The organism is Streptomyces sp. PTL18, from assembly GCF_059510295.1.
Genome location: NZ_JCAJZO010000030.1, coordinates 65,469 through 84,347 on the forward strand (window position 1 = coordinate 65,469; position 18,879 = coordinate 84,347).

Genomic DNA, 18,879 nt, shown 5'->3' on the forward strand with positions numbered 1-18,879 from the left:
GCGCCGTGGGTGACACGGCGCACGCGGCGGACCCCGCATTACCGTGACCCCATGCTCCCGAACGTCACCCCGGCCCCGGACACCGCCGCCCCCGCCGAAGCCGTCGCGCCCCTCATGCGCGGCCTCATGGTGCTGCGGCGGCTCACCGACGCCGACGGCAGCTGCAGCCTCAGCGCCCTGGAGCGGGCCAGCGGACTCGCCCGTTCGACGGTCGACCGGATCACGGCGACCCTCGCCCGCATGGAGTTCGTACGGTTCGACGGCCGGGACGTCGTGCTCGCGCCGCGGCTGATGGAGCTGGGCAACGCCTACCTCGCGGCGCTGCGACTGCCGAAGCTGCTGGACGCGCACGCGGACGCGCTCGCCGACGAGCTGGACGAGTCGGTGTCGCTCGCGGTCGCCGACCTGGACGGCATCCGCTTCATCCACCAGGCGACCCGGCGCCGCGCGATGTCGCTGAGCTTCCGCATCGGCGACCTGCTGCCCGCGGAACGCACCGCTCCGGGGCCGCTGTTCGCGACCGAGTGGGACGAGGACGACTGGGCACGGTGGCACGCGCGGCGGGCGGCGGACCCCGAGGACCGCAGCTTCCCGGCGGTGCCGGCGCGCAGCCGCCCGCTCGACGGTTCCCCAGGCCACGGCCTGGGCGACGACTTCGAGGAGCGCACCGGGCGGGCGCGGGCGCAGGAGTGGGCGCTGGACGACCAGTTGATCGAGCCGGGTCTGGTGGCGCTGTCCATGCCGGTGCGGGAGGAGAGCGGCCGGATCGCCTGTGTGGTGAGCGTGGTGAGCCACACCAGCCGGCACACGGCGGACGATCTGCGCCGGGCGCTGCTGCCGCGGCTGCGCACGGCGGTCACGGCGATGGAGCGGGAGTTGCGCGAGGCGCCGCCCGCCGTGCCCACGGCGCCGACGGGGCTCGCGGCCTGGACGGGGGCGTCCAAACAGGAGCTGGGGCGGGAGTTCGTGGAGTCGCTGGCCCGCGGTCTGACGGTGATCACGGCCTTCGGGGAGGGCCGCTCCGAGCTGACGCTGACGGAGGTGGCCGAGGCGACGGGGCTCGCCCGGGCCACCGCACGGCGGGCGCTCATCACGCTGGAACACCTCGGCTACGTCACCGCCCACGGCCGCTTCTTCCGGCTCACCCCGCGCGTGCTGGGTCTCGGCTTTCCGCCGCTGTCACGGACGACCCTGTCGGACATCGCGACCCCGCATCTGACCGCCCTGTCCGACCGGGTGCGCGAGTCGACGTCTCTGGCCGTGTTGACGGGCGACGACATCCAGTACACGGCCCGGGTGGCCCCGCGCCGCATCATGAGCGTCGACATCACGGTCGGCACCCGGCTGCCGGCCTACGCGACCTCGCTGGGCCGGGTGATGCTGGCGGACCTGCCGGAGCCGCCGCTGTCCGAACCGGCCCGGCTGACACGGCTGACGGTCACGGACCCGGCCGAGCTCAGGGCCGTACTGGACCGCGTACGGCGCGACGGCCACGCCCTGGTCGACGGGGAACTGGAGGAGGGGCTGCGAGCGATCGCGGTACCGGTGCGGGGACACGGAGGCCGGGTGGTGGCGGCGGTCAACGTGGCCATGCACAGCAGCCGCCGTACGCCCGAGGAGTGCGTGACGGACATCCTGCCGCAACTGCACGCGACGGCGGCGCGGATCGAGGCGGACCTGCGGGTGGCGGGGCGGTTCCGGAAGGTGCCGAACACCTGACGGCGCCGAACACCTGACGAAGCGACGCCCCGCGAACCGGCGCGCTCGCGGCCTGACACGTGGGCGGCCTGACGCGCCGGCAACCCCTCGCGCTCGCGGCCTGACGCGCCGGCGCCTCTCGTGCTCGCGGCCTGGCGCGTCCGCGGCCTGGCGCGCTCGCGAGGGAGCGGGTCGAAGCGATCAGACGGCCTCCGATCCGATCAGACGACCTCCGCCGGTCTCCCCGTGGCCACCACCCGGCGCCGCATCGGCGCCGTGGCGATACGCGGCAGGAGCAGCGACCAGAAGCGGGTGAGCGTGCTGCGGGACAGCCAGCGCACGTCGTGCCCGCCCAACTCGGCGAAACCGACCGTCGCGCCCACCACCGTGGCCACGAGGTCCCGGGGTGCGACGTCGGAGAGCAGCCCTTCCCGCGCGCACCGGGCGACGACGTCCTCCACCCAGGCGTGCCACCGATCGTGGAGACTGACGCCACTACCGGTGTCATCGGCGACCCCGTCGAGACAAAACCCGGCGCGCAGCACCAGGTCATGACGCAGGCTCAGCAGCAGTGCGTGACTGGTGTCGACCAGCGCCTGCAGCGCACCGCCGAGCTGGAGCGGCGGTCGCTCGGCGGAGACGATCCGGTCGAACCGCTCGGCCGCCGCGCCCCGCACCGCGGCGGCGAGGTCGGCCTTGCTGGGGAAGTGGAAGTGCAGCGCGCCGTTGCTGACCCCGGCCCTGGCGCTGATCGCTGCCAGCGGCACCAGCTCATAGCCGTCGCGGCCGAACAGCTCGGCGGCGGACTCGATCAGGGCGTTGCGCGTGCGGACAGCACGTTCCTGCTTGACCATCAGACGCTCCGTTACTGCGCGGGTACCCACAGAATAACAAACCGTCCGTGCGGTTTGATACGCCTCACGTGCCCCGGTTCTGCGGCATGCGTCGATTCCGTCAGTTGGGGCGGAGCACGACGGGCAGGGCTCCGTAGCCGTGAACGATGAAGGACCGCAACGGCTCGATCCCATCGAGCGGAGCTACCGACTCCAGGTCCGGGAACCGGGTGAAGAGCGCCGCCAGCGCGGACGTCGCCTCCAACCGGGCCAGGGGCGCCCCCAGACAGCGGTGGACACCGTGCCCGAAGGCCGGATCGTCCCTCCGGCCGGGCCGCAGCACGTCGAAGACGCCCACTTCGTCCCCGTACGCCTCGGGGTCCGAGGCCGCACCCGCGAAGGACACCAGGATCGGATCCCCCTTCTCGATGCGTACCCCGTCCAGGTCGATGTCCTCGACGGCGAACCGCATCGGCGAGTACGCGGCGGGCGCGTGCGTACGCAACGTCTCGGCCACCACGTCGGCCCAGTCCGCGCGGCCCTGAAGGACGTACGCGCGCTGCTCCGGGTGCGCGCACAGGGCGCCGACCGCGTTGGCGATGAGGGTGCAGGTCGTCTCCTGGCCGGCGGCGATCATCAGGTAGAGCGTGCCGAGGAGTTCCTGCTCGGTCAGCCGGCCGTCGTCGCTGTCCCGGACCTCGATCAGCGCGGTCGTCAGATCGTCGCCGGGCCGGGCTCGTTTCTCCGCGACCAGCTCGCCGAGCATCCCGAAGACCCGCACCTGCGCCGCGGCCATCTCGTCGCCGGGTACGGCCGTACCGAACACCAACTCGAGGTCGGCGCACAGCGGGTCGCGCCGCTCCCCGGGGACCCCGAACAGCTCGCAGATCACCCGCATCGGCAGCACCTTGGCGAACCGGTCACGCAGGTCGACCACTTCGCCGTCCGGCAGCGCCTCCAGCTCGTCCAGCAGTTCGCCGGTGAGCTGCTCGACGCGGGGCCGCAGCGCCTCGGTGCGGCGGACGGTGAAGGCGGCGGCGACCAGCCGGCGCAGCCGCGCATGGCTGTCCCCGTAGGCGAAGAGCATGTTCTCGTTCGCCACCCATGGATACAGCGGCCAGTCCTCGCCTATGCGCCCGGCGATGAAGTCGGGCCAGTGCCGCCGGGCGTCCTTGGACACCCGCGGGTCCGTCAGGAGTCGCTTGACGTACTTCTGCCGTACGACGGCCCAGGCGCGCACCCCACCCGGCAGCTCCACCTCGACGGCGGGCCCCTGAGACCGTAACCGCGCGGTCTCTCCCGGCAGGTCACGTCCGGTCACGTCAAGAACGTACGGGCACGCGGTCGCGTCCATGGGGTGCACTCCGTTCGGTCGGTCGATCCTCTTGGCCCGGCCCTCTCGCGCGTTCTTCCTTGTGCGCGTTCTGCCTCTAGGCGCGTTCTTCCTCTACGCGTAGTCGTGCTCCATGCGCAGTCGCCCTCCGCGCGCAGTCGCCCTCCGCGCGCAGCCGTGCTCCACGCCCGGTCGTCCTCTACGCACGTTCTTCCTCGCGCAGTCTCATCGCGGCTTCGAACACCTTCGGCCCCCGCTCCGGCGAGAAGTCGAGGCGCACCAGGACCCCCGGCACCGCTACGGACGGCATCAGGAACCGATAGAGATCGGCCACCCGTTCGGCCAGGTCCACCCGGCTCGTCATGATCCGCGACAGGACCTGAACCCCGGTGAACGCGCCGACGAACAGCTTGGCGAGCGCGGCGACGTCGACGTGCGGGAGGAGTTCGCCCCTCTGCTTGGCCTCCTCGAAGAGGGCCTGCGTGTGCTCGGTCCACTCCTGCATCGGCACCCGTCGGTTGAGGTGGTCCTTGGGCGACCCCTGATCCACGGTCAGGCGCACGCTGCCCTGGACGATCGGGTCACCGGTGTCGCTGCGGAGCAGGTACGACAGCAGCAGCGCCTCGTCCAGCGACTCCTGCAGCTTCAGCTCCTGCTGGGGGACCCGTGGCATGGAGGAGACCTGCTCGGCCAGGACCGCCTGGGCGAGCTCCTCCTTCGAACCGAAGTGGAAGTACAGGGCGCCCTTGGTCACCCCCGACCTGTTCAGCACGTCGGAGATCGTCGCCGCCTCGTACCCGACCTCGTCGAACACCTGAGCAGCGGCGACCAGGATGGCCCGCCGCGTACGAATGGCCCGTTCCTGCCGCGCCACAAGCAGTCCCCTCTCGTCGCACCGGACAATAAAACCAGGCAAACGGTTTTACAACCCTGGTGTTCCCCAGCGGCAAACGGCCGCCTCAGGAGCGGAAACGGGCTGAACAGTGGGAAGGTGAGCCCTGCGAGGCCACTACAGGGCTTGAAAAGAAAACCGGTTGGTACGTATCTTCGAACCTGCTTCACGCCTGACTCGAGAACCAGACCCACACCAGGGGATGCTCAATGACTGTCATGACGTCCGAGATGCCAAGGACCGAGACGACGTCAGGAACCGAAGCAACGTCAGCGGCGGAAGCCGAGGACCAGGCACACCCGATGGCCGACGATCTGGCACGCCTCCTCTTCGAGGGCGCTCGCCGTGATCGTACCCACGGCGTCTGGCGCTCGGCGATCTGCGGCCGGGCGTTCGCCTACCGGCCCGGCCTGTCCGCGGCCGAGCGGACCGCTCTTTCCTACGACCGTCTGCGCCTCCTCAACGACATCCTCAACGACATCCTCGACGATCCCCTGCGGTTCGCCGCCGACCCGCACCGACTGGCCGCGTTGCACGAGTGGATCGGGCCGGTGGACGGCGGGCTCACCACCGTCGCGAGCATTCACTACAACCTCTTCCTCGGCAGCCTCGTCGACCACGACCACGCGGACCGCGACCTGTCCGCCTTCAGCTCCCTCCGCCACACAGGAACGTTTCTCTGTACCGAGCTGGAACACGGGAACGACGTGGCCGCGCTGGAGACCGTCGCCGTTCTCGACCGCACCGGCGGCGGCTTCCGTCTGCACACGCCGACGCCCGGCGCGCAGAAGTTCATGCCCAACACCACCCTTGCGGGCGGCCCCAAGACCGCGGTCGTCGCCGCCCGGCTCGTCGTGGACGGCGAGGACCAGGGGGTGTTCCTCTTCCTCACCCCGCTCAGCGACGAGAGAGGGCACCTGCCGGGGGTGACGGTCCGCCGACTGCCGGAGCGCACCGGCACCCCGGTCGACCACGCCCTCACGTCCTTCGACCACGTATGGCTGCCGCGCGAGGCGCTCCTGGAGGCCGACCACGGCCGCCTCGACCCGGACGGCACCCTGGCCAGCAAGCTCGGCAACAAGCGCAAACGGTTCCTGCGCTCCATCAACCGCGTCACCATGGGCAAGCTGTGCATGAGCGCCGGCACCCTGGGCATGACCCGCGCCGCGCTCGCCATCGCCGTCCGCTACTCCCAGAGCCGCCTGATCGCCGGCCCCAGGGCCGGGGAGCGCATACCGGTCGCCGCGCACCGCAGCCACCACAGCCGGCTGCTCGACGGTCTGGCGACGGTGTACGCGATGACGTTCCTGCACCGCACGGTGGTGGACCGGTTCGCCGCGCACACCGAGGAGGACCGCGAGGAGGTCGAGCGGCTCGCGGCGATCGCCAAGGGCTGGATCACCTGGCAGGCCCGCACGATCACCACCGAGTGCCGCGAACGGTGCGGTGCGCAGGGCCTTTTCCCGGCCAACGGCATCTCGGACCTGGCGGCGAACATCGAGGGTGGCATCACCGCCGAGGGCGACAACCTGGTGATCTGGGTGAAGGCCGCCTCCGAGATGGTCTTCGGCCACCGGTCGCAGGCGACAGAGGCCACCGTACCGACCGGCGACCTCACGGACCTCTCCTTCCTGCGCGGCCTGCTCGCCCAGGTAGAGGCGCTCTGGCAGGCACGGGCCCGCACCGCCCTGCGCGAGGGCCCGTCCGGCGATCCGGTCGGCCGGTGGAACGTCACCTCGGCCGCCGCCCTGGAGATGGTCTCGGCACACGCCCGCCTGCAGGCGGCCGACGCGTTCATCGCGGCGGCCGACAGGGCCGCGCACCCCAGCACCCGTGATCTGCTGCGCTCCCTGTGCCGCCTGTTCCTGCTCCGCCAGATCCGTGAGCACACCGGTGACCTGCTGGTCGAAGGACACCTGACCGCGGACCAGGTCCGGGCGCTGCCGAAGACCCTGGACACATCCGTCGCCGCCCTGGAGCCGTACATGATGACCCTGGTCGACGGCTTCGACTTCCCGGCGGAGATGCTGTCGGCGATCCCGATCGCGAGCGGCGGCTCCGTCGTGCGGACCATGAAGGAGGCGTAGCCGACGACCCGGCGGAGCAACGGCGTCCGCCCCCGGCCGCACCGCGCTCGAGGCGACGGCCGAGGCGGCAGGTACAACACCCGCCGACCGGCTTCCGAGACCACAGATCCATTGACCGGCCGCCCCCGGAGGCCGGCCCCCGGGAGGGCGAGCCCGGGGATCCGGGGCAGACCCCCGAGACACCCCCCCAAGAGCGGTACCCGAAGAGCAGTACCCGAAGGGAATGCCCACTCCGCAGGGGCGTAGCCGACGCCGACACGCGGCCCCACATCCCCCGCACGACCACTCGGCGGCCAAGGCCGTCCACCAGCGCAGCCCCCACCACGAAGACCGCACTGCTCCGACGCCGACACGGAAGCCCCAGACCGAGCGACGACGCGACCCCACCACGGAGATCACAAATCGACCCCGGGCCTCCCCCACCGCCCCGCCCCATCCGCTACCCTGTCAAGGGCCGCCGCCACCGGCGGTCCCGACCTTGCCGAGCGCGGTCGAATACTCACTCGGAGTACTCGGCCATGCCCCAGCAAGACCCGGCCTTCGTAGCTCAGGGGATAGAGCACCGCTCTCCTAAAGCGGGTGTCGCAGGTTCGAATCCTGCCGGGGGCACAGAAGAAAGGGCCAGCTCAGGAGGGGTTTCCTCCCAGGCTGGCCCTTCGGCGTTTCAGGGGGCGTGCCACAGGCGTGCCACTACGGGGCTGCGGGGTCCTCCTCGGAGGAGGCAGAGGCCGCTCCCCCACCGCCCCGGATCATGGCGCCGAGCTGGTCGGCGATGGTCCGGTCACGGTCGCTGGTCATGTGCTGATAGATCAGCGCGGCCCGCGAGCTGCTGTGGCCCGTGCGGGTCATCAGCTCCCGGGTGCTGGCCCCGGCCGTCGAGGCGAGCGTGTTGCCCGTGTGCCGAAGGTCGTGGAAGTGCAGCTCGGCCGTGACGCCCGCAGCCTTCCGCGCCTTGACCCAGTCGTCCCGGAAGTTGCTCCGGCGTAGTTGTCCGCCCTGCGGACCGACGAAGACGTGGCCGTCACGGCCGCGAGCGGCGTACTGCTCCAGGTGGCGTGTGATCTCGTCGAGCAGTTCGGCGGGGAACGACACCGCGCGTACCCCGGCCGCGGACTTCGGGGCCTTGTCGAAGAGCCGGCCGTTCTGCAACTCGGCCTGCGCACGCCGAACGGTCACGGTCAGCGCATCCAGGTCGATGTCCCTGCGCCGCAGGGCCGCCAGCTCTCCGAAGCGGAGAGTGGTGAAAGCCGCCAGGAGGACGAGCAAGCGGTAACGGGGTGCGATGGCGTCGGCGACGGCGAAGACCTCCCCGACCGTGAGTACTGGCCGCTCTGGCACGTCGTAGCGGTCCGCGCCCTTGATCCGGCAAGGATTGCGTCGGATGAGCTCGTCGTCCACGGCCGTGTTCATCAACGCACGCAGCAGTTGGTACGCCTTGACCACCGTGGGCTCCCCGATCTCGGCAGCCAGGAGCTTCCCTCGCCAACTCCGTACGCGAGCGGTGGTGACGTCGGCCACCGATCCCGCGCCGAAGGTCGGAAGGATGTGCAGCCGCATCACGGACTCGTTCCGCTCGCGGGTACGGTCGGCCAGCTTCCGGTCCCGCAGCCATGCCGTCGCGTACTCCTCGAAGTTCACTGCCCCGGCATCCGGGTCGGACCACTGACCGCGCGTGATGTCCGCCTCGATGTGGGTCAGGGCGACTTGGGCATCCGACTTCGTCGGGTAGGTCTTCTCGGCTGGACGAAGTTGCCCCGTCTCGGGGTCGCGATAGCGGACCTGCCAGCGACCGGAGGGAAGCTGACGGACGGAACCGAAGCTGCGGCGCTGTCCCTTCTTGTTGGCCATCAGGCGGCCCTCCGCAGTCTGCAACCGCGGGGCCGAGCGGCTGAACAGTGTGGGCATCGATGAACGCACCCAACGCACTCTCGGGGATGCGCACGTGCCGGCCGACCTTGACGAACGTGATGCGCCGCTCCGCGATGAGGCGGCGCGGAAAGCGTTCAGTGGTGCCGAGGACTTCGGCAACCTGCGCCACGGTGAGGTAGCGGTCAGCCACGAGTGGGTTCTCCTTCCGTTCCTGGGGCGGGTTCGAGGGAGGCGGCAAGCCAGGCTTCGGCGGACGACAGGCCTGTTCCGGCGAACACCCAGTGCGCGAGGACGTACGTCGTGTCGGGCTCGGGGCCGTTGGCTGCTGCCGCTTGGGCGCGGCGCCATTCGGCGCGGGCATCGCGCAGGGCACCGAGGGTCGTGGAGTAGCGGCGGGACTTGGTGGAGAAGTGGCCGCGGAAGCCGAGCATGTGGGCCCACGCGCGCAGCCGGAGGTGTTCGAGGTCCTTGCGTGCGCCCAGGGTCCATGCCGTCCGGATGAGGCGGCGGGCGTGGTCGCTGATGTCGAGCTGGGCCAGCTCTGCGACGAACTTCAGCGGCCGGTCCAGGGCACCCGTCGCGGTCTCGGCGCCCTTGGTGGCGTACTTGGCGATGTACGCGGCCACGGCCCGCTCGGTCAGCTCCTGGCCGCCGCTGAAGTCAGCCGAGCGGATGGTGCGGACGTCGAGTTGGCGGCCGAAGCTGAAGACGTGCGCGCGGCCGTCGATGACCGGACCGTCCACGCGGACCTTTGCAGTGGCGGCACGGATGGCGTCCGTCAGCAGCTCTGCGGTGGCCCAGGGCGGAGGCGGGGTGTCTCCCCCGCCGGGACCGTCGAGACGGATGACGGCGTGGAAGTGGACGGCGCCGCGCTTCTGATACTCGGCGACCTTGGCGAAGGACACGCGGGCGTGGTCGCGGAACCTCCGCTGTGACAGCCCCGCACGCTTGGCGACCTCTCGGCGGAGGTAGACCGAGAAGCGCCGCCAAAGCGCACCGGCGTGCGCATTCCACAGAACGGCCGCTTCGTAGTCGTACGTGTCCGGGTCGAGCGGGGTGCCGAGGTCGGCGTCCTCCTGGTCGTGGAGGACACCGCAGCGACAGGGGCGAACAGTGCCGGCCCGGCCGGTCGGGCGGTTGTGCACCGGGCCGAAGCTGGGTGCGGTGAAGGTGGCGAAGACGCGCGGGTGCGCGGCGACGTGTTCGGGAATGCCCTTGCCGCCGCGCAGGCCGGAGGTGATCAGGTGGAAGGTGTCGCGGCGGTAGACCTCCGCGCAGGCCGGGCAGCGGGTCGTGCGGCGGTTGTTACAGCGGACGAGAAGCTGACCGGCCGGGAGCTCCGACGAGTCGAGGTGCTGGAGCACGCGGCCGATCTCGCCGGTCCGCGTGTCCACGTCGTACTCGGTGCGGTGGCCGTCGAGCCGGATGGGATTGGTGCAGCCGCCGAGCCCGGAGAGCTGCCGGAGGATACCCGGCAGGGTGCCGTGCTGGGCCATCCTTGCGAGTTCCGGGAGCGGGGGCGGGGTGGTGCCGGTGATGATGGCTGTCTCCTTCTGACTGGCACGGTCGAGAGGGATGGGCCCCGGGGCGGCGGATGCTTGGTCGTGTCGTGCCGCCCCGGGTGTCAGGCGTCGTTCAGCGCCGGTGGTGGTCTCGGAGCAGGGAGCGCAGGACCACGGCGGCTATGGCCACGGAGATGGCGGAGACGGCGACGGCGGCCAGGAGCGCGGTGAGGACCACGACACCGACGACCACGGCCGCTACCGCGCCGGTGCTGACGGGGACCCGCGGGAGCGCTCGGCGTGCGGACGCCGGATCGACCGGAGAGTGGGTGTGTGCGGGCGGCGGCGTGGGGTTGTCGGGGTACTTGGGCAGGAACACAGCGAAGCTCTCCTCATCTACTCGTCTAGTCATGTGTGCCGTTTATGACGTCCACGCCGGAGCGGGTGCCGGACTCGATGGCCGGGGCCAGGAAGGTGTGCGAGAGCCAGAAGCCGAAGAGTGCGATCACGACGACGATCCAGGTGCGGACGCCGAGGAACTTGACCGCTCCCCAGGCGAAGAGGCCGAGGACGACGACGAGCGGCAGGCTGACGGTCAAGGGGCGTGTCCTTTCAGCGGACGGGGCAGCGGTGGGTGCGGGCGGCGAGCTCGGCGGCGGCGCGGCTGTCGTAGTCGGCGGAGAAGCCGCAGCGGGGAGCCGTGCAGGCGGCGGTGTGCTTCTCACGGCCCCGGCGGTCGTTGAACGTGCCGACCTGTACGGGGCCGATGCGGGTGACGTCGCGGAAGCGGCGGTTGGCGGTCACTGTCAGTCCTCCTGTCGCGGGTTCGTGGCGGGGAAGTCGTTGAGGATCCGGGCCGCTTCTGCGGGGTCGGAGGTGAGCTCGGCGGCGGCTTCGGCGAGGAGCCGGGCGAGTGCCGTCCGGCCGCTCACGGCCATCTGGCGGGCCGCGTCGAGGTAGTCAGAGGCGGTGTTGAAGTTGAAGAGGGGCACAGGTCAGCTCCCTGTCGGGGTGAGGTGGGTAGCGATGGCTTCGGCCATGGGCACTGGGACGCCGAGCCGGGCGCGCAGGGTGGGGGTGTCGATGGGGGTTCCGGTGCGGGTGCGGTGTTCGTCGGCGACCTTGCGGGCGTGTTCGACGAGGGCAGCCGGGACGGGCACGGCGGGACGCTCGGGCGGTGGCTCCACGGAAGCCGGTTGCGCAGGAGGTTCGGTCGACGCTTCGGGCGCGTCCTCCTGGTCCTCGATGTCCTTGGCTGCTTCGGCATTGGGCTCATCCGTCGTCGTTGGCGCGGTGTGTGCGAGGAGGGTTCCGCCGAGGAAGGCGACCGCGGGCCAGCCCGCGACGAGGATGCGCAGCCAGGCCGGCACCTGGTGCACGTCGAGCAGTCCGGCTGTGGCGACGTTCGCGCCGAGGGAGGCGGCGAGCGCGATGACGAACCAGCACCACCCGGCCGTTTTCGCGTCAGTGGCCCGCAGTCGGCGCCAGGCGGCGACCAGCAGCAGGTCGACCGAGATGGGATAGGCCCACGCTTTCCAACCGTCCTGCCCGGCGGCCGAGGCGATGTCGTGCAGGTGGGCGAAGGACAGCGCTGCGGCGATGACCGCTTGGATGAGCACCGCGTCCACGCGGGCCAGTTGGGCGCGCACGATGCGGCTCCTTCCGGGTTCAGGCATGGGAGGGGTAGGGACTTGGCGTGAGGCGGTCACGCCGACCGGTGCGGGGCAGGTGGGAGGGTCAGTCGGTCGCCGGGAGCGGCCGGGCAGCCGGTGCCGATTTCTCGACCGGCCGCGCGGGTACGTCGGGCTGGAACGGCTTGAGAGAGGGCACGTCAGGCACGAGGTGGGCCGAGTCCTGGCAGATCTTGGCGGCGTCGCCGAGGGAGAGGTACGGCGTGCGGATGCGGGACCAGCCACCGGAGGTGTCTCCCGCGACGGCCAGGCCGGGGCGTTCGGGGGCGATGGCGCAGGCAGCCATGACCGCCTCGGGTACGATGTCGCCGAGCGCCATCTTGGCGGACGCCTCGTCGTTCACGCGGTGGCAGACGCGGCCGGTCAACTGGGCCCGGAGCATCGTGGCGCCCTTGCCCAGTTCGGCGCCGAAGCGTTGTCCGCACACTTCCAGGTAGATGCCGGCGGCGCGGCCGAGTTGGGCGAGACGGATGAGCTGGGTGACCATCTCGTCGCGCCGTTCCTCCTCCTTCTTCGTGGCGACGAGGAACAGTTCTGCCACCTCGTCGACGAACAGCACGATCGGTACCGGGCGTTCGCTCTCGGGCAGTCCCCAGATGTCCGAGGTGATCTCCTCCTCCGGAGTGTCCGGTGCGATGCCCTGCCGGGCTTTGATCAGGTCGTATCGGTCTTCCATCTCCTTGACGAGCGCAGGCAGCAGTTCGGCCGCCTGTTCCGGGTCGGTGGCCAGGGCCGAGAGCCTCGGCGCGAACGGTGCCAGCTCCACACCCCGCTTGCAGTCGACGCCGACCAGAGCGACCGGTTGCCGGGCGAGTCCGGCGATCAGGTGGCGCAGGTACATGGACTTGCCCGACAGCGTGGCCCCAAGGGTCAGTTGGTGCGGGATGGTCCGGTAGTCGCGCACGAAGGGTGTGGCGTCTTCCCGCAGTGCCACTGGCACCTTGAGGAAGCCTGCCTCGATCTTGCGCGGCATTCGGACCTTGCGCAGGACGTCGAAGCCGACGAGCCGCAGTTCGACGACGCCCGGCTTGATGGTTGTGACGTAGACGGCGTGCACTCCCCAGGCGTGCCGCAGCCGTTCGGCCGAGGCGGCGACATCGGCGGGTTCCTGTCCCGGAGCGAGCCTCAGTCGAAGCCGCAGCCCGGTCGACGTGGGCCGGATGATCCCCCGACGCGGCGGAACGGGACGGACCTCACGCCGGGTGGTGGCCTTGATCGCGAGGACCCGCAGCCGGGACGGCGCCACGGTCAGCCCACACGCCTCCATGACCGAGCTGTACGAGCTCAGCAGCCGGACCGTTGATATCGGAAGACCGATCGTGGACCAGTAGACGCCCGGGTGTTGGGCCCGGGCGTAGGCGGCCCCGCCGCCGAGCGCGGCGACAGGACCACCAACCTCCAGAAGCGTCGTCAGGTCGGTCATCAGGCAGCGGCCCCCGAGGCTGCTGGGAAGGCGGCCGGAGTCACGGCGGCGGCGCGGAAAGCGATGCCATGGCGCTGCTGCCCGTTGAAGACGCTCTCCCACGGCCGGGCCACCAGTCCCGGCAGCGAGACCGGCGCCCCGAGGGTCAGCCCCTCCGAGATGCCGCCTTCCGGGACGGTGACCTTGATCAGCGACGACTCGCCGTCCTCGATGTAGACGACGCCGATCGTCATCAGCGCCTCACCGCTGTTCGCGTCCTTGGCGATCTCGCCGGTCTGCCGGTCGCGGACCTTGGGCTCGGGCGCCTCGGTCAGCAGGATCGTCGCGGCCGAGGTCTCCACACGGATGGTACGCAAGACACGTTCCTATCTACTCGTCTATACATGATGCGTTGTGCGAACCCGACTTCCGGGATCGCGCGACTACCTTGCCACACAACTTGCCCACTCGTCTATACGAGTAAGCGTGTTGGGGTGTACGAGTTCGAGGAAGCGGCCACTCCAGACGGTCGACTCATGAAACGCAGCGAGCCCGCCCACCCGTTGCGATAGGCGACTGTCAGACCCATCCGACAGGATCTGTCCATGCTGATTGCGACGAACGCCCGGGGCCACGTGGTCAAGCGCCCCTCGAAGCCGGCCATTGGCACCATGCTCGCCAACCTGCAGCGCGGCGGGCACCTGATTCTTGAGCGGCAAGACGAGGATCTCCTGGGCGACTGGTACAGCCAGGTCCTGATGCGCCACAACAACACCTACCAGTTGGAGTACCGCGATGGTGTCGCCGCCGAGCACTACCAGACGCAGACCGTCTCGCAGGAGAAGGTCCTGAAGGCGCTCCTCGGCTGGGCGGCCAGCAAACCGGACTGGCGGGAAGGCTTCATGTGGAACAACATCGGCTCCATGTTCGAGCTGCCCACCACTGACGCGGCAGAACCACCCACCGCATAGCGTCGCCACGCGTCCGCCCGCACAGCACTGGCACTGAAGACCACTGCCGCTCATGCGATCACGTCGCCGGGAGCTGGTACGACAGGACGTACGCGTCCGCCGCCATCACCGTGTCGCAGACCTCCACGGCCCGACCCTCGGTGTCGTAGGCGGTCCGGATCAGGTGAATGACCGGCACGCCGGACGCCAGCCGGAGCGTCTTGACCTCAGCAGGCGAGGGCATCCGGGCCCGGATCTCCTCCTCGAAGTGGTCGAGGCGATGGCCCAGCTCTTCGAGACGGGCATAGATGCCGCCGGGGCCAGGGTTGGGCTCGGCGATCGGCGTATCGCGCGCGATGTCGAGCGGCAGATACGACGTGGCGAACTCGACCGGCCGCCCGTCCAGCAGATACCGGCGCCGACGAGCCAGCACACGCCGCACGGAACCGAGCCGGGCGGAGACGTCCTGACTGGCCTTCTCCTCCTTGACCTCCAGGCTGTCGACCTGTGGGTGACTGCCGGCCGCGTTCGCTTCGACGATGAACGCGGACTTCCCCTGCTCCCTGTGCCGCCGGGCGAACCGGTCTGAGGCAAGGCGTCGCACAGGGGGGCGTGGTCGTACGAACACGCCCTTGCCGTGCTCGGCGTGCACCAGGCCCTCGCCCTGGAGGATGGAGAAGGAGTTCCGGACCGTCATTCGGGAAACCCCGTAGTGCTCGACAAGATCGGCCTCGGAGGGCAGCTTGTCGCCCTCCTTGAACCGCCCGCGATCGATGGCCTCGCGCAACTGGTCGGCGATCTGGCGGAAGACCGCACGGTCGCTCGTGGGATCGAGGTCGCCGAGGAGGCCGGAAGGGAGAGGGCTCACGAGTACTCCTTTAGGTATCTAGACGAGTGGCCGAGTCTTGTTGCTACGGTGGAGAGCCTAGCCAGCCGAGAGGGCAGGGGATTGTGAGTACTGACCGTCCGCACTCCGTGAGCGTTGCCGGAGTCGTCGTCGACGACCAGGGCCGAGCCCTCTTGATCCAACGCCGTGACAACGGCCACTGGGAGCCCCCGGGCGGCGTCCTCGAACGCGAGGAGACCATCCCTGAGGCTCTCCAGCGTGAAGTTCTCGAAGAGACCGGAATCAAGATCGCGCTTCCCGCGACTCTGACCGGCGTCTACAAGAACATGAAGGGCTTGATCGTCTCGCTGGTCTTCCGCTGCGAGGCCGCCGACGGCAGCCCCACCACTGGTGACGAGACCCGGGCGTTGCGTTGGGTCACCCGTGAAGAGGTCACCGAGCTCGCCGACGAGGCGTACGCGATTCGCGTCCTGGACGCGATGGACGCGGCGTCTCCACCCGCTATCCGCGCCCATGACGGCGTGAAACTCGTCTAGCCCGAACCCGCTGCACATGGCGGCCTATCAGCACGAAGGAACTTGTATGCACGAGTATACGAGTCAGGTCCGGACTTGGGGACTCACTTGCCCAGGTTTTCCGGAAGAGGTCAGCCGGGCCCGCCGCTGGACGCGGGACATCCTGCGCGGCTCACCCCTGGCCGAGGACGCCGAGCTGATCGTCAGCGAACTGAGCGCGAACGCGATTCTGCACACGGCCAGCGGCCAGGCATCCGGCCGCTTCCACCTGGCGCTGGCTGTCTCACCGCAGGTGATCGCGCTGTCGGTCACGGACGACGGCGGGACGGACTCCGCCCCCAAGGTCGAGCGCCCCGGGGAGGACGCAGTGCACGGCCGAGGCTTAGGAATGGTCAGCGCGATCGCACACCGGGTCGTCGTCCACGACAGCCACGGCGGCTACACGGTCACCGCGGAACTCTTCACGCAGCCCCGGCCAGGAGGACGCCCGTGCTGACGTCGACCAGGCCTGAAGAGTCGACCGCAGGCGGACAGCACACCTCATACCAATGCTGGGCTGCCGCCTACCCTCTGCACGAGGTCCGATCCATCGCACTGGGATCGCACCGCGCCGCGAGCCCTCGCCTGGCATCGCGCTGGCTCCGGGAACGCACGAGCCACATCACCGACCAACTCGACACCGCATACGCGCAGCCAGGTCGCCACTGGCTCACCGACGAGGCGGAGCAAGAACGCGCCCTCGCCTACCTGGCCACCGGAACGCCCTACCAGCTCACCCTCTACGACGACAGCACCCGCTACGTACTCGTGGCCTACCCCCGAGGAGCGGCATCGTGAAGGGCCCCGTTCGCGGCTACTGGTGCGAATGCTGGACGCAAGACCTCAACGACGACCGACCGCCGGCACTCCTGGCATCCTTCGACGCCTACTCGGCACCCCAGGCCGACAGATGGATCGCAGTCGCACTCCGCACCATCTCTCCAGCACTCGACCCGGAAGCCTCCGACGATGCGTGGGAATGGCTGTACGAAGGCCGCATCCAGACCAGACGAGCCCTCTTGCAAGCCGAGCCCTGCACGGTGACCATCACCCACGCCAGCACCCGCGTGACATGGACCATCCGACCGGTTCTCTTCCTGCCACTCGCACACCGACTGGACGCCGAACTACCCACGTGCGCCTACGACTTCAAACCCCACGCCCCCGACTGAGTTACAACTTTCTCTACGGGTTCAAGGCGGCTCGCTCCGCTCCCCGCGCGCGGCCCGACCACCGGCCGGGCCTGCGCTCCTGCCTCCGTCCCGCTCCAGCCCGGCCGGCGCCCGTGCCGCTCGCAGAGCATCAGTAGTTTGGCGTAGAAAGGGCGCATCTGGGCTGGGCCGGCTGGCTCCACGGCTTTAGCCCCCGGTCCGGGTCCCGCGTGGAGCAAGACCAAGGGGCCACTCGTGCACATTGCGGGCCGGTCTAGAGGAGCGCCTAAATTATCAACCAGCGCACGACCTCCTGACCATGCTCGACCCCAGCCCAGGCAGGCCACCGGCCAAACTCGCTACGCCTTCGTCGCGTTCTGGATGGAACGAGCAGTACGCTCCCAACCATCAATATCGGCGATCGCCTTGCGCATGTTGGCTACTGCAGCATTGATCTTCTTCCCCGGTCCGCGAAGTTGCCTACTAAGGGAACCCATGCCTTCTGCAGCAGCACCGAACGAGTTCAGTCCTTCCATCCCTTCGCGTGATGACTCGGCCATGCCGATCAGTTGGTCCAAGAAATCGTTCCACCCTTCGGGACGGTCATCAGGTTCGGCAGCCTGGATAATCTGCAGCAGAGCTCTCACTCCGCCGTTGATCGAGCTCATGTGGCTCGCGAAACTGTCGGAAGCCTCTTCGAGTTTTTCGACCGGTTCCTTGATGTTGGCTGCGTACTTAGCGACGAGCGCAAGACGGCTACTGTTCGGCGCGCCGGACTGATTAGCCTTCTCCATCTCAGTTCCGGAGGCTTCTGTAATCATGCCAATTTGTTCGATGGCCTCAGTGATGCTATTTGCATCATCAACCATGGTTTGCAGCCCGTCCTCCACTTGTCCCATCATTTCCAGGAGGCCCGGCTCGTCATCCTCTAGCGCCTCTGTCACCGAATATTCGGGCGAGGGCAGCTCAACATCTGGCTTTCCGCTCTGCACATCCTGCCAGACCCGCGTAGCTGTAAGGGGATCTTGCCCGTCAAGCAGCCCTGCCTGCAGCGCCCTCTCCAGCTCCTTCCTCGCGTCGATCAACCCCCTAGGCGAGCGCGAGAATTGGATGGTGCGAATCGCTGTAATGTCGAAGGGGAGCTGACCGAATTCGCCGATTTGGATAGTGAGCTTTCCGGTTGTGTGGCGCAGGCCTAGCTCGTACATAACGTTCGGGTTGCCGCCGCTTACGTCGGCAATAACTACGTCGTCTTCGAGTAGGTGGCGGAATACCTGCTCGGTGATTTCCCCTGCAACGGCGATCTGATCCGCCCGCACCGGGTCGATGCCAACCTTTTCGCAGGCCCTTTGAATCACTTCTTCGAAGACTTGCAGAGAGTCCTCGTAGATCTGGCGCCCGGGATCGTCGATCGAAGCGAACTTGTTACCGATGGGTCCGATTACGAAACACCTAGCCATCCCGAGAATCCCACCTATCTTCCGTTCTGCTTCATCCATGTTTTTACCAAGTCGATCAATCTTTCTGCGTGTTTATATGTATCTTCGGCCTCCTTTTTGAGGCATCTCGCGGAGGAGTATTGCGCCTTTGTCTTTATTCTTAGTGCCTTTTGGAGGTGGCGTGAAACTGCAGACCCTGCCGTTCCGCACTTCCGTAAAAGGGATAGCGCTTCGTCGTGCCCCTTCCCGGTAGAGTATCTGCCTAGAATCTCCAAGCACAAAACATCAGAGCCGTTAATGGCTGCCGAAACTGAGAGGCTGACGGTCGCGTCGAAGCACTCGCTGAACAAGGCCGTGTCGGCAACGGCCAAGAACTCTTCGGCCTTGCGTAGTTTCGCCATGCTGTCCGGCTGCACGGAGGCAGGCTACCCAGAGCCGTGCTTGTGTGGGGTCGTTACGCCCAGGCCGGGTCCGAGCGCTCAGACCGCCCAATCTGGCCCCGGCCCGTTGAGGCCGCCTGCTGGTGCGTTCCCTGGGCCCCAAAGCTTCGTCACCACGGTTCCGTCATTGCTGCATGCTCTGACGGACGTCGCCACCGGGCAGCGTGGCTGATGCCGGTGGGGGTGCAGTG

At 68.9% G+C, this 18,879-nt stretch carries 22 protein-coding genes, 1 tRNA gene and 1 pseudogene; 8 read left to right on the forward strand and 16 right to left on the reverse strand.

Annotated elements, in window-relative coordinates; genetic code table 11:
• Positions 1–51 precede the first annotated feature (51 nt).
• Positions 52–1,719, forward strand: coding sequence for an IclR family transcriptional regulator domain-containing protein (locus AC5WS8_RS34205; RefSeq protein WP_496107410.1), 1,668 nt, complete (start codon positions 52–54; stop codon positions 1,717–1,719).
• A 200-nt stretch (positions 1,720–1,919) separates the two neighbouring features.
• On the opposite strand, the gene AC5WS8_RS34210 is transcribed toward AC5WS8_RS34205, so the two are convergent.
• The 3 genes from AC5WS8_RS34210 to AC5WS8_RS34220 all read right to left on the reverse strand — a co-directional run bounded on the left by AC5WS8_RS34210 (position 1,920) and on the right by AC5WS8_RS34220 (position 4,738).
• A complete protein-coding gene (locus AC5WS8_RS34210) occupies positions 1,920–2,552 on the reverse strand; it encodes a ScbR family autoregulator-binding transcription factor (protein WP_496107411.1) in 633 nt (210 codons plus the stop codon).
• Positions 2,553–2,652: 100 nt separating this feature from the next.
• Positions 2,653–3,885 carry a cytochrome P450 family protein gene (locus tag AC5WS8_RS34215; RefSeq protein WP_496107412.1) on the reverse strand — a complete coding sequence of 411 codons (1,233 nt, stop codon included), beginning with the start codon at positions 3,883–3,885 and terminating at the stop codon, positions 2,653–2,655.
• 178 nt (positions 3,886–4,063) lie between these two features.
• Positions 4,064–4,738, reverse strand: a complete 675-nt coding sequence (locus AC5WS8_RS34220; protein WP_496107413.1) for a ScbR family autoregulator-binding transcription factor — start codon at positions 4,736–4,738, stop codon at positions 4,064–4,066.
• Between the two features lie 320 nt (positions 4,739–5,058).
• Between AC5WS8_RS34220 and AC5WS8_RS34225 the strand changes: the two genes are divergently transcribed.
• Both AC5WS8_RS34225 and AC5WS8_RS34230 read left to right on the forward strand, forming a co-directional pair.
• On the forward strand, positions 5,059–6,843 hold the full coding sequence (locus tag AC5WS8_RS34225; protein WP_496107414.1) for an acyl-CoA dehydrogenase family protein: 1,785 nt from the start codon (positions 5,059–5,061) through the stop codon (positions 6,841–6,843).
• Positions 6,844–7,379: 536 nt separating this feature from the next.
• Positions 7,380–7,452 (forward strand) — tRNA-Arg (locus AC5WS8_RS34230).
• An 81-nt stretch (positions 7,453–7,533) separates the two neighbouring features.
• Here the strand turns inward: AC5WS8_RS34230 and AC5WS8_RS34235 are convergent.
• From AC5WS8_RS34235 to AC5WS8_RS34280, 10 genes and pseudogenes are all read right to left on the reverse strand, one after another.
• Entirely contained in the window at positions 7,534–8,691 is a 1,158-nt protein-coding gene (locus AC5WS8_RS34235) for a tyrosine-type recombinase/integrase (protein WP_496107415.1), read from the reverse strand.
• Positions 8,691–8,902, reverse strand: a pseudogene (locus AC5WS8_RS34240) (excisionase family DNA-binding protein). The gene AC5WS8_RS34235 and the pseudogene AC5WS8_RS34240 overlap by 1 nt, the downstream one beginning before the upstream one ends.
• Positions 8,895–10,208: a replication initiator gene (locus AC5WS8_RS34245; RefSeq protein ID WP_496107416.1), complete on the reverse strand. Its 1,314-nt coding sequence runs from the start codon at positions 10,206–10,208 to the stop codon at positions 8,895–8,897. Before AC5WS8_RS34245 ends, AC5WS8_RS34240 begins: the two are co-directional and overlap by 8 nt.
• 139 nt (positions 10,209–10,347) lie before the next feature.
• Complete coding sequence (locus tag AC5WS8_RS34250) at positions 10,348–10,593, reverse strand: SpdD protein (protein ID WP_496107434.1); 246 nt, start codon at positions 10,591–10,593, stop codon at positions 10,348–10,350.
• A gap of 25 nt (positions 10,594–10,618) precedes the next feature.
• Complete coding sequence (locus tag AC5WS8_RS34255; RefSeq protein WP_496107417.1) at positions 10,619–10,813, reverse strand: hypothetical protein; 195 nt, start codon at positions 10,811–10,813, stop codon at positions 10,619–10,621.
• Positions 10,814–10,826: 13 nt separating this feature from the next.
• Complete coding sequence (locus AC5WS8_RS34260; RefSeq protein ID WP_496107418.1) at positions 10,827–11,018, reverse strand: mobile element transfer protein; 192 nt, start codon at positions 11,016–11,018, stop codon at positions 10,827–10,829.
• Between the two features lie 2 nt (positions 11,019–11,020).
• Positions 11,021–11,206 (reverse strand): hypothetical protein, encoded by a 186-nt coding sequence (locus tag AC5WS8_RS34265; protein ID WP_496107419.1) that lies wholly within the window; start codon positions 11,204–11,206, stop codon positions 11,021–11,023.
• Positions 11,207–11,209: 3 nt separating this feature from the next.
• Positions 11,210–11,863 carry a DUF2637 domain-containing protein gene (locus AC5WS8_RS34270; RefSeq protein ID WP_496107420.1) on the reverse strand — a complete coding sequence of 218 codons (654 nt, stop codon included), beginning with the start codon at positions 11,861–11,863 and terminating at the stop codon, positions 11,210–11,212.
• Between the two features lie 88 nt (positions 11,864–11,951).
• Positions 11,952–13,328, reverse strand: a complete 1,377-nt coding sequence (locus AC5WS8_RS34275) for an FtsK/SpoIIIE domain-containing protein (protein ID WP_496107421.1) — start codon at positions 13,326–13,328, stop codon at positions 11,952–11,954.
• Positions 13,328–13,684, reverse strand: coding sequence for an SCO3933 family regulatory protein (locus AC5WS8_RS34280; RefSeq protein ID WP_355899868.1), 357 nt, complete (start codon positions 13,682–13,684; stop codon positions 13,328–13,330). Before AC5WS8_RS34280 ends, AC5WS8_RS34275 begins: the two co-directional genes overlap by 1 nt.
• A 228-nt stretch (positions 13,685–13,912) precedes the next feature.
• On the opposite strand from AC5WS8_RS34280, the gene AC5WS8_RS34285 reads away from it, so the two are divergent.
• The gene (locus AC5WS8_RS34285; RefSeq protein WP_496107422.1) at positions 13,913–14,278 is read left to right on the forward strand and encodes a hypothetical protein; all 366 of its coding nucleotides are present in this window, start codon (positions 13,913–13,915) and stop codon (positions 14,276–14,278) included.
• A 58-nt stretch (positions 14,279–14,336) separates the two neighbouring features.
• Here AC5WS8_RS34285 and AC5WS8_RS34290 read toward each other — a convergent pair whose 3' ends face one another.
• The gene (locus AC5WS8_RS34290; RefSeq protein WP_496107423.1) at positions 14,337–15,125 is read right to left on the reverse strand and encodes a GntR family transcriptional regulator; all 789 of its coding nucleotides are present in this window, start codon (positions 15,123–15,125) and stop codon (positions 14,337–14,339) included.
• A 107-nt stretch (positions 15,126–15,232) separates the two neighbouring features.
• On the opposite strand from AC5WS8_RS34290, the gene AC5WS8_RS34295 reads away from it, so the two are divergent.
• Genes AC5WS8_RS34295 through AC5WS8_RS34310 form a run of 4 tightly spaced genes read left to right on the forward strand, consistent with a single transcriptional unit; the run spans position 15,233 to position 16,830 of the window.
• Entirely contained in the window at positions 15,233–15,640 is a 408-nt protein-coding gene (locus tag AC5WS8_RS34295) for an NUDIX hydrolase (protein ID WP_496107424.1), read from the forward strand.
• A gap of 46 nt (positions 15,641–15,686) precedes the next feature.
• Entirely contained in the window at positions 15,687–16,115 is a 429-nt protein-coding gene (locus AC5WS8_RS34300) for an ATP-binding protein (protein WP_496107425.1), read from the forward strand.
• Positions 16,109–16,456, forward strand: a complete 348-nt coding sequence (locus AC5WS8_RS34305) for a hypothetical protein (protein WP_496107426.1) — start codon at positions 16,109–16,111, stop codon at positions 16,454–16,456. The genes AC5WS8_RS34300 and AC5WS8_RS34305 overlap by 7 nt, the downstream gene beginning before the upstream one ends.
• A complete protein-coding gene (locus tag AC5WS8_RS34310; protein WP_496107427.1) occupies positions 16,453–16,830 on the forward strand; it encodes a hypothetical protein in 378 nt (125 codons plus the stop codon). Before AC5WS8_RS34305 ends, AC5WS8_RS34310 begins: the two co-directional genes overlap by 4 nt.
• Before the next feature lie 338 nt (positions 16,831–17,168).
• On the opposite strand, the gene AC5WS8_RS34315 is transcribed toward AC5WS8_RS34310, so the two are convergent.
• Positions 17,169–18,308 (reverse strand): hypothetical protein, encoded by a 1,140-nt coding sequence (locus AC5WS8_RS34315; RefSeq protein ID WP_496107428.1) that lies wholly within the window; start codon positions 18,306–18,308, stop codon positions 17,169–17,171.
• Positions 18,284–18,664, reverse strand: a complete 381-nt coding sequence (locus AC5WS8_RS34320; protein WP_496107429.1) for a HEPN domain-containing protein — start codon at positions 18,662–18,664, stop codon at positions 18,284–18,286. Before AC5WS8_RS34320 ends, AC5WS8_RS34315 begins: the two co-directional genes overlap by 25 nt.
• Positions 18,665–18,879 lie beyond the last annotated feature (215 nt).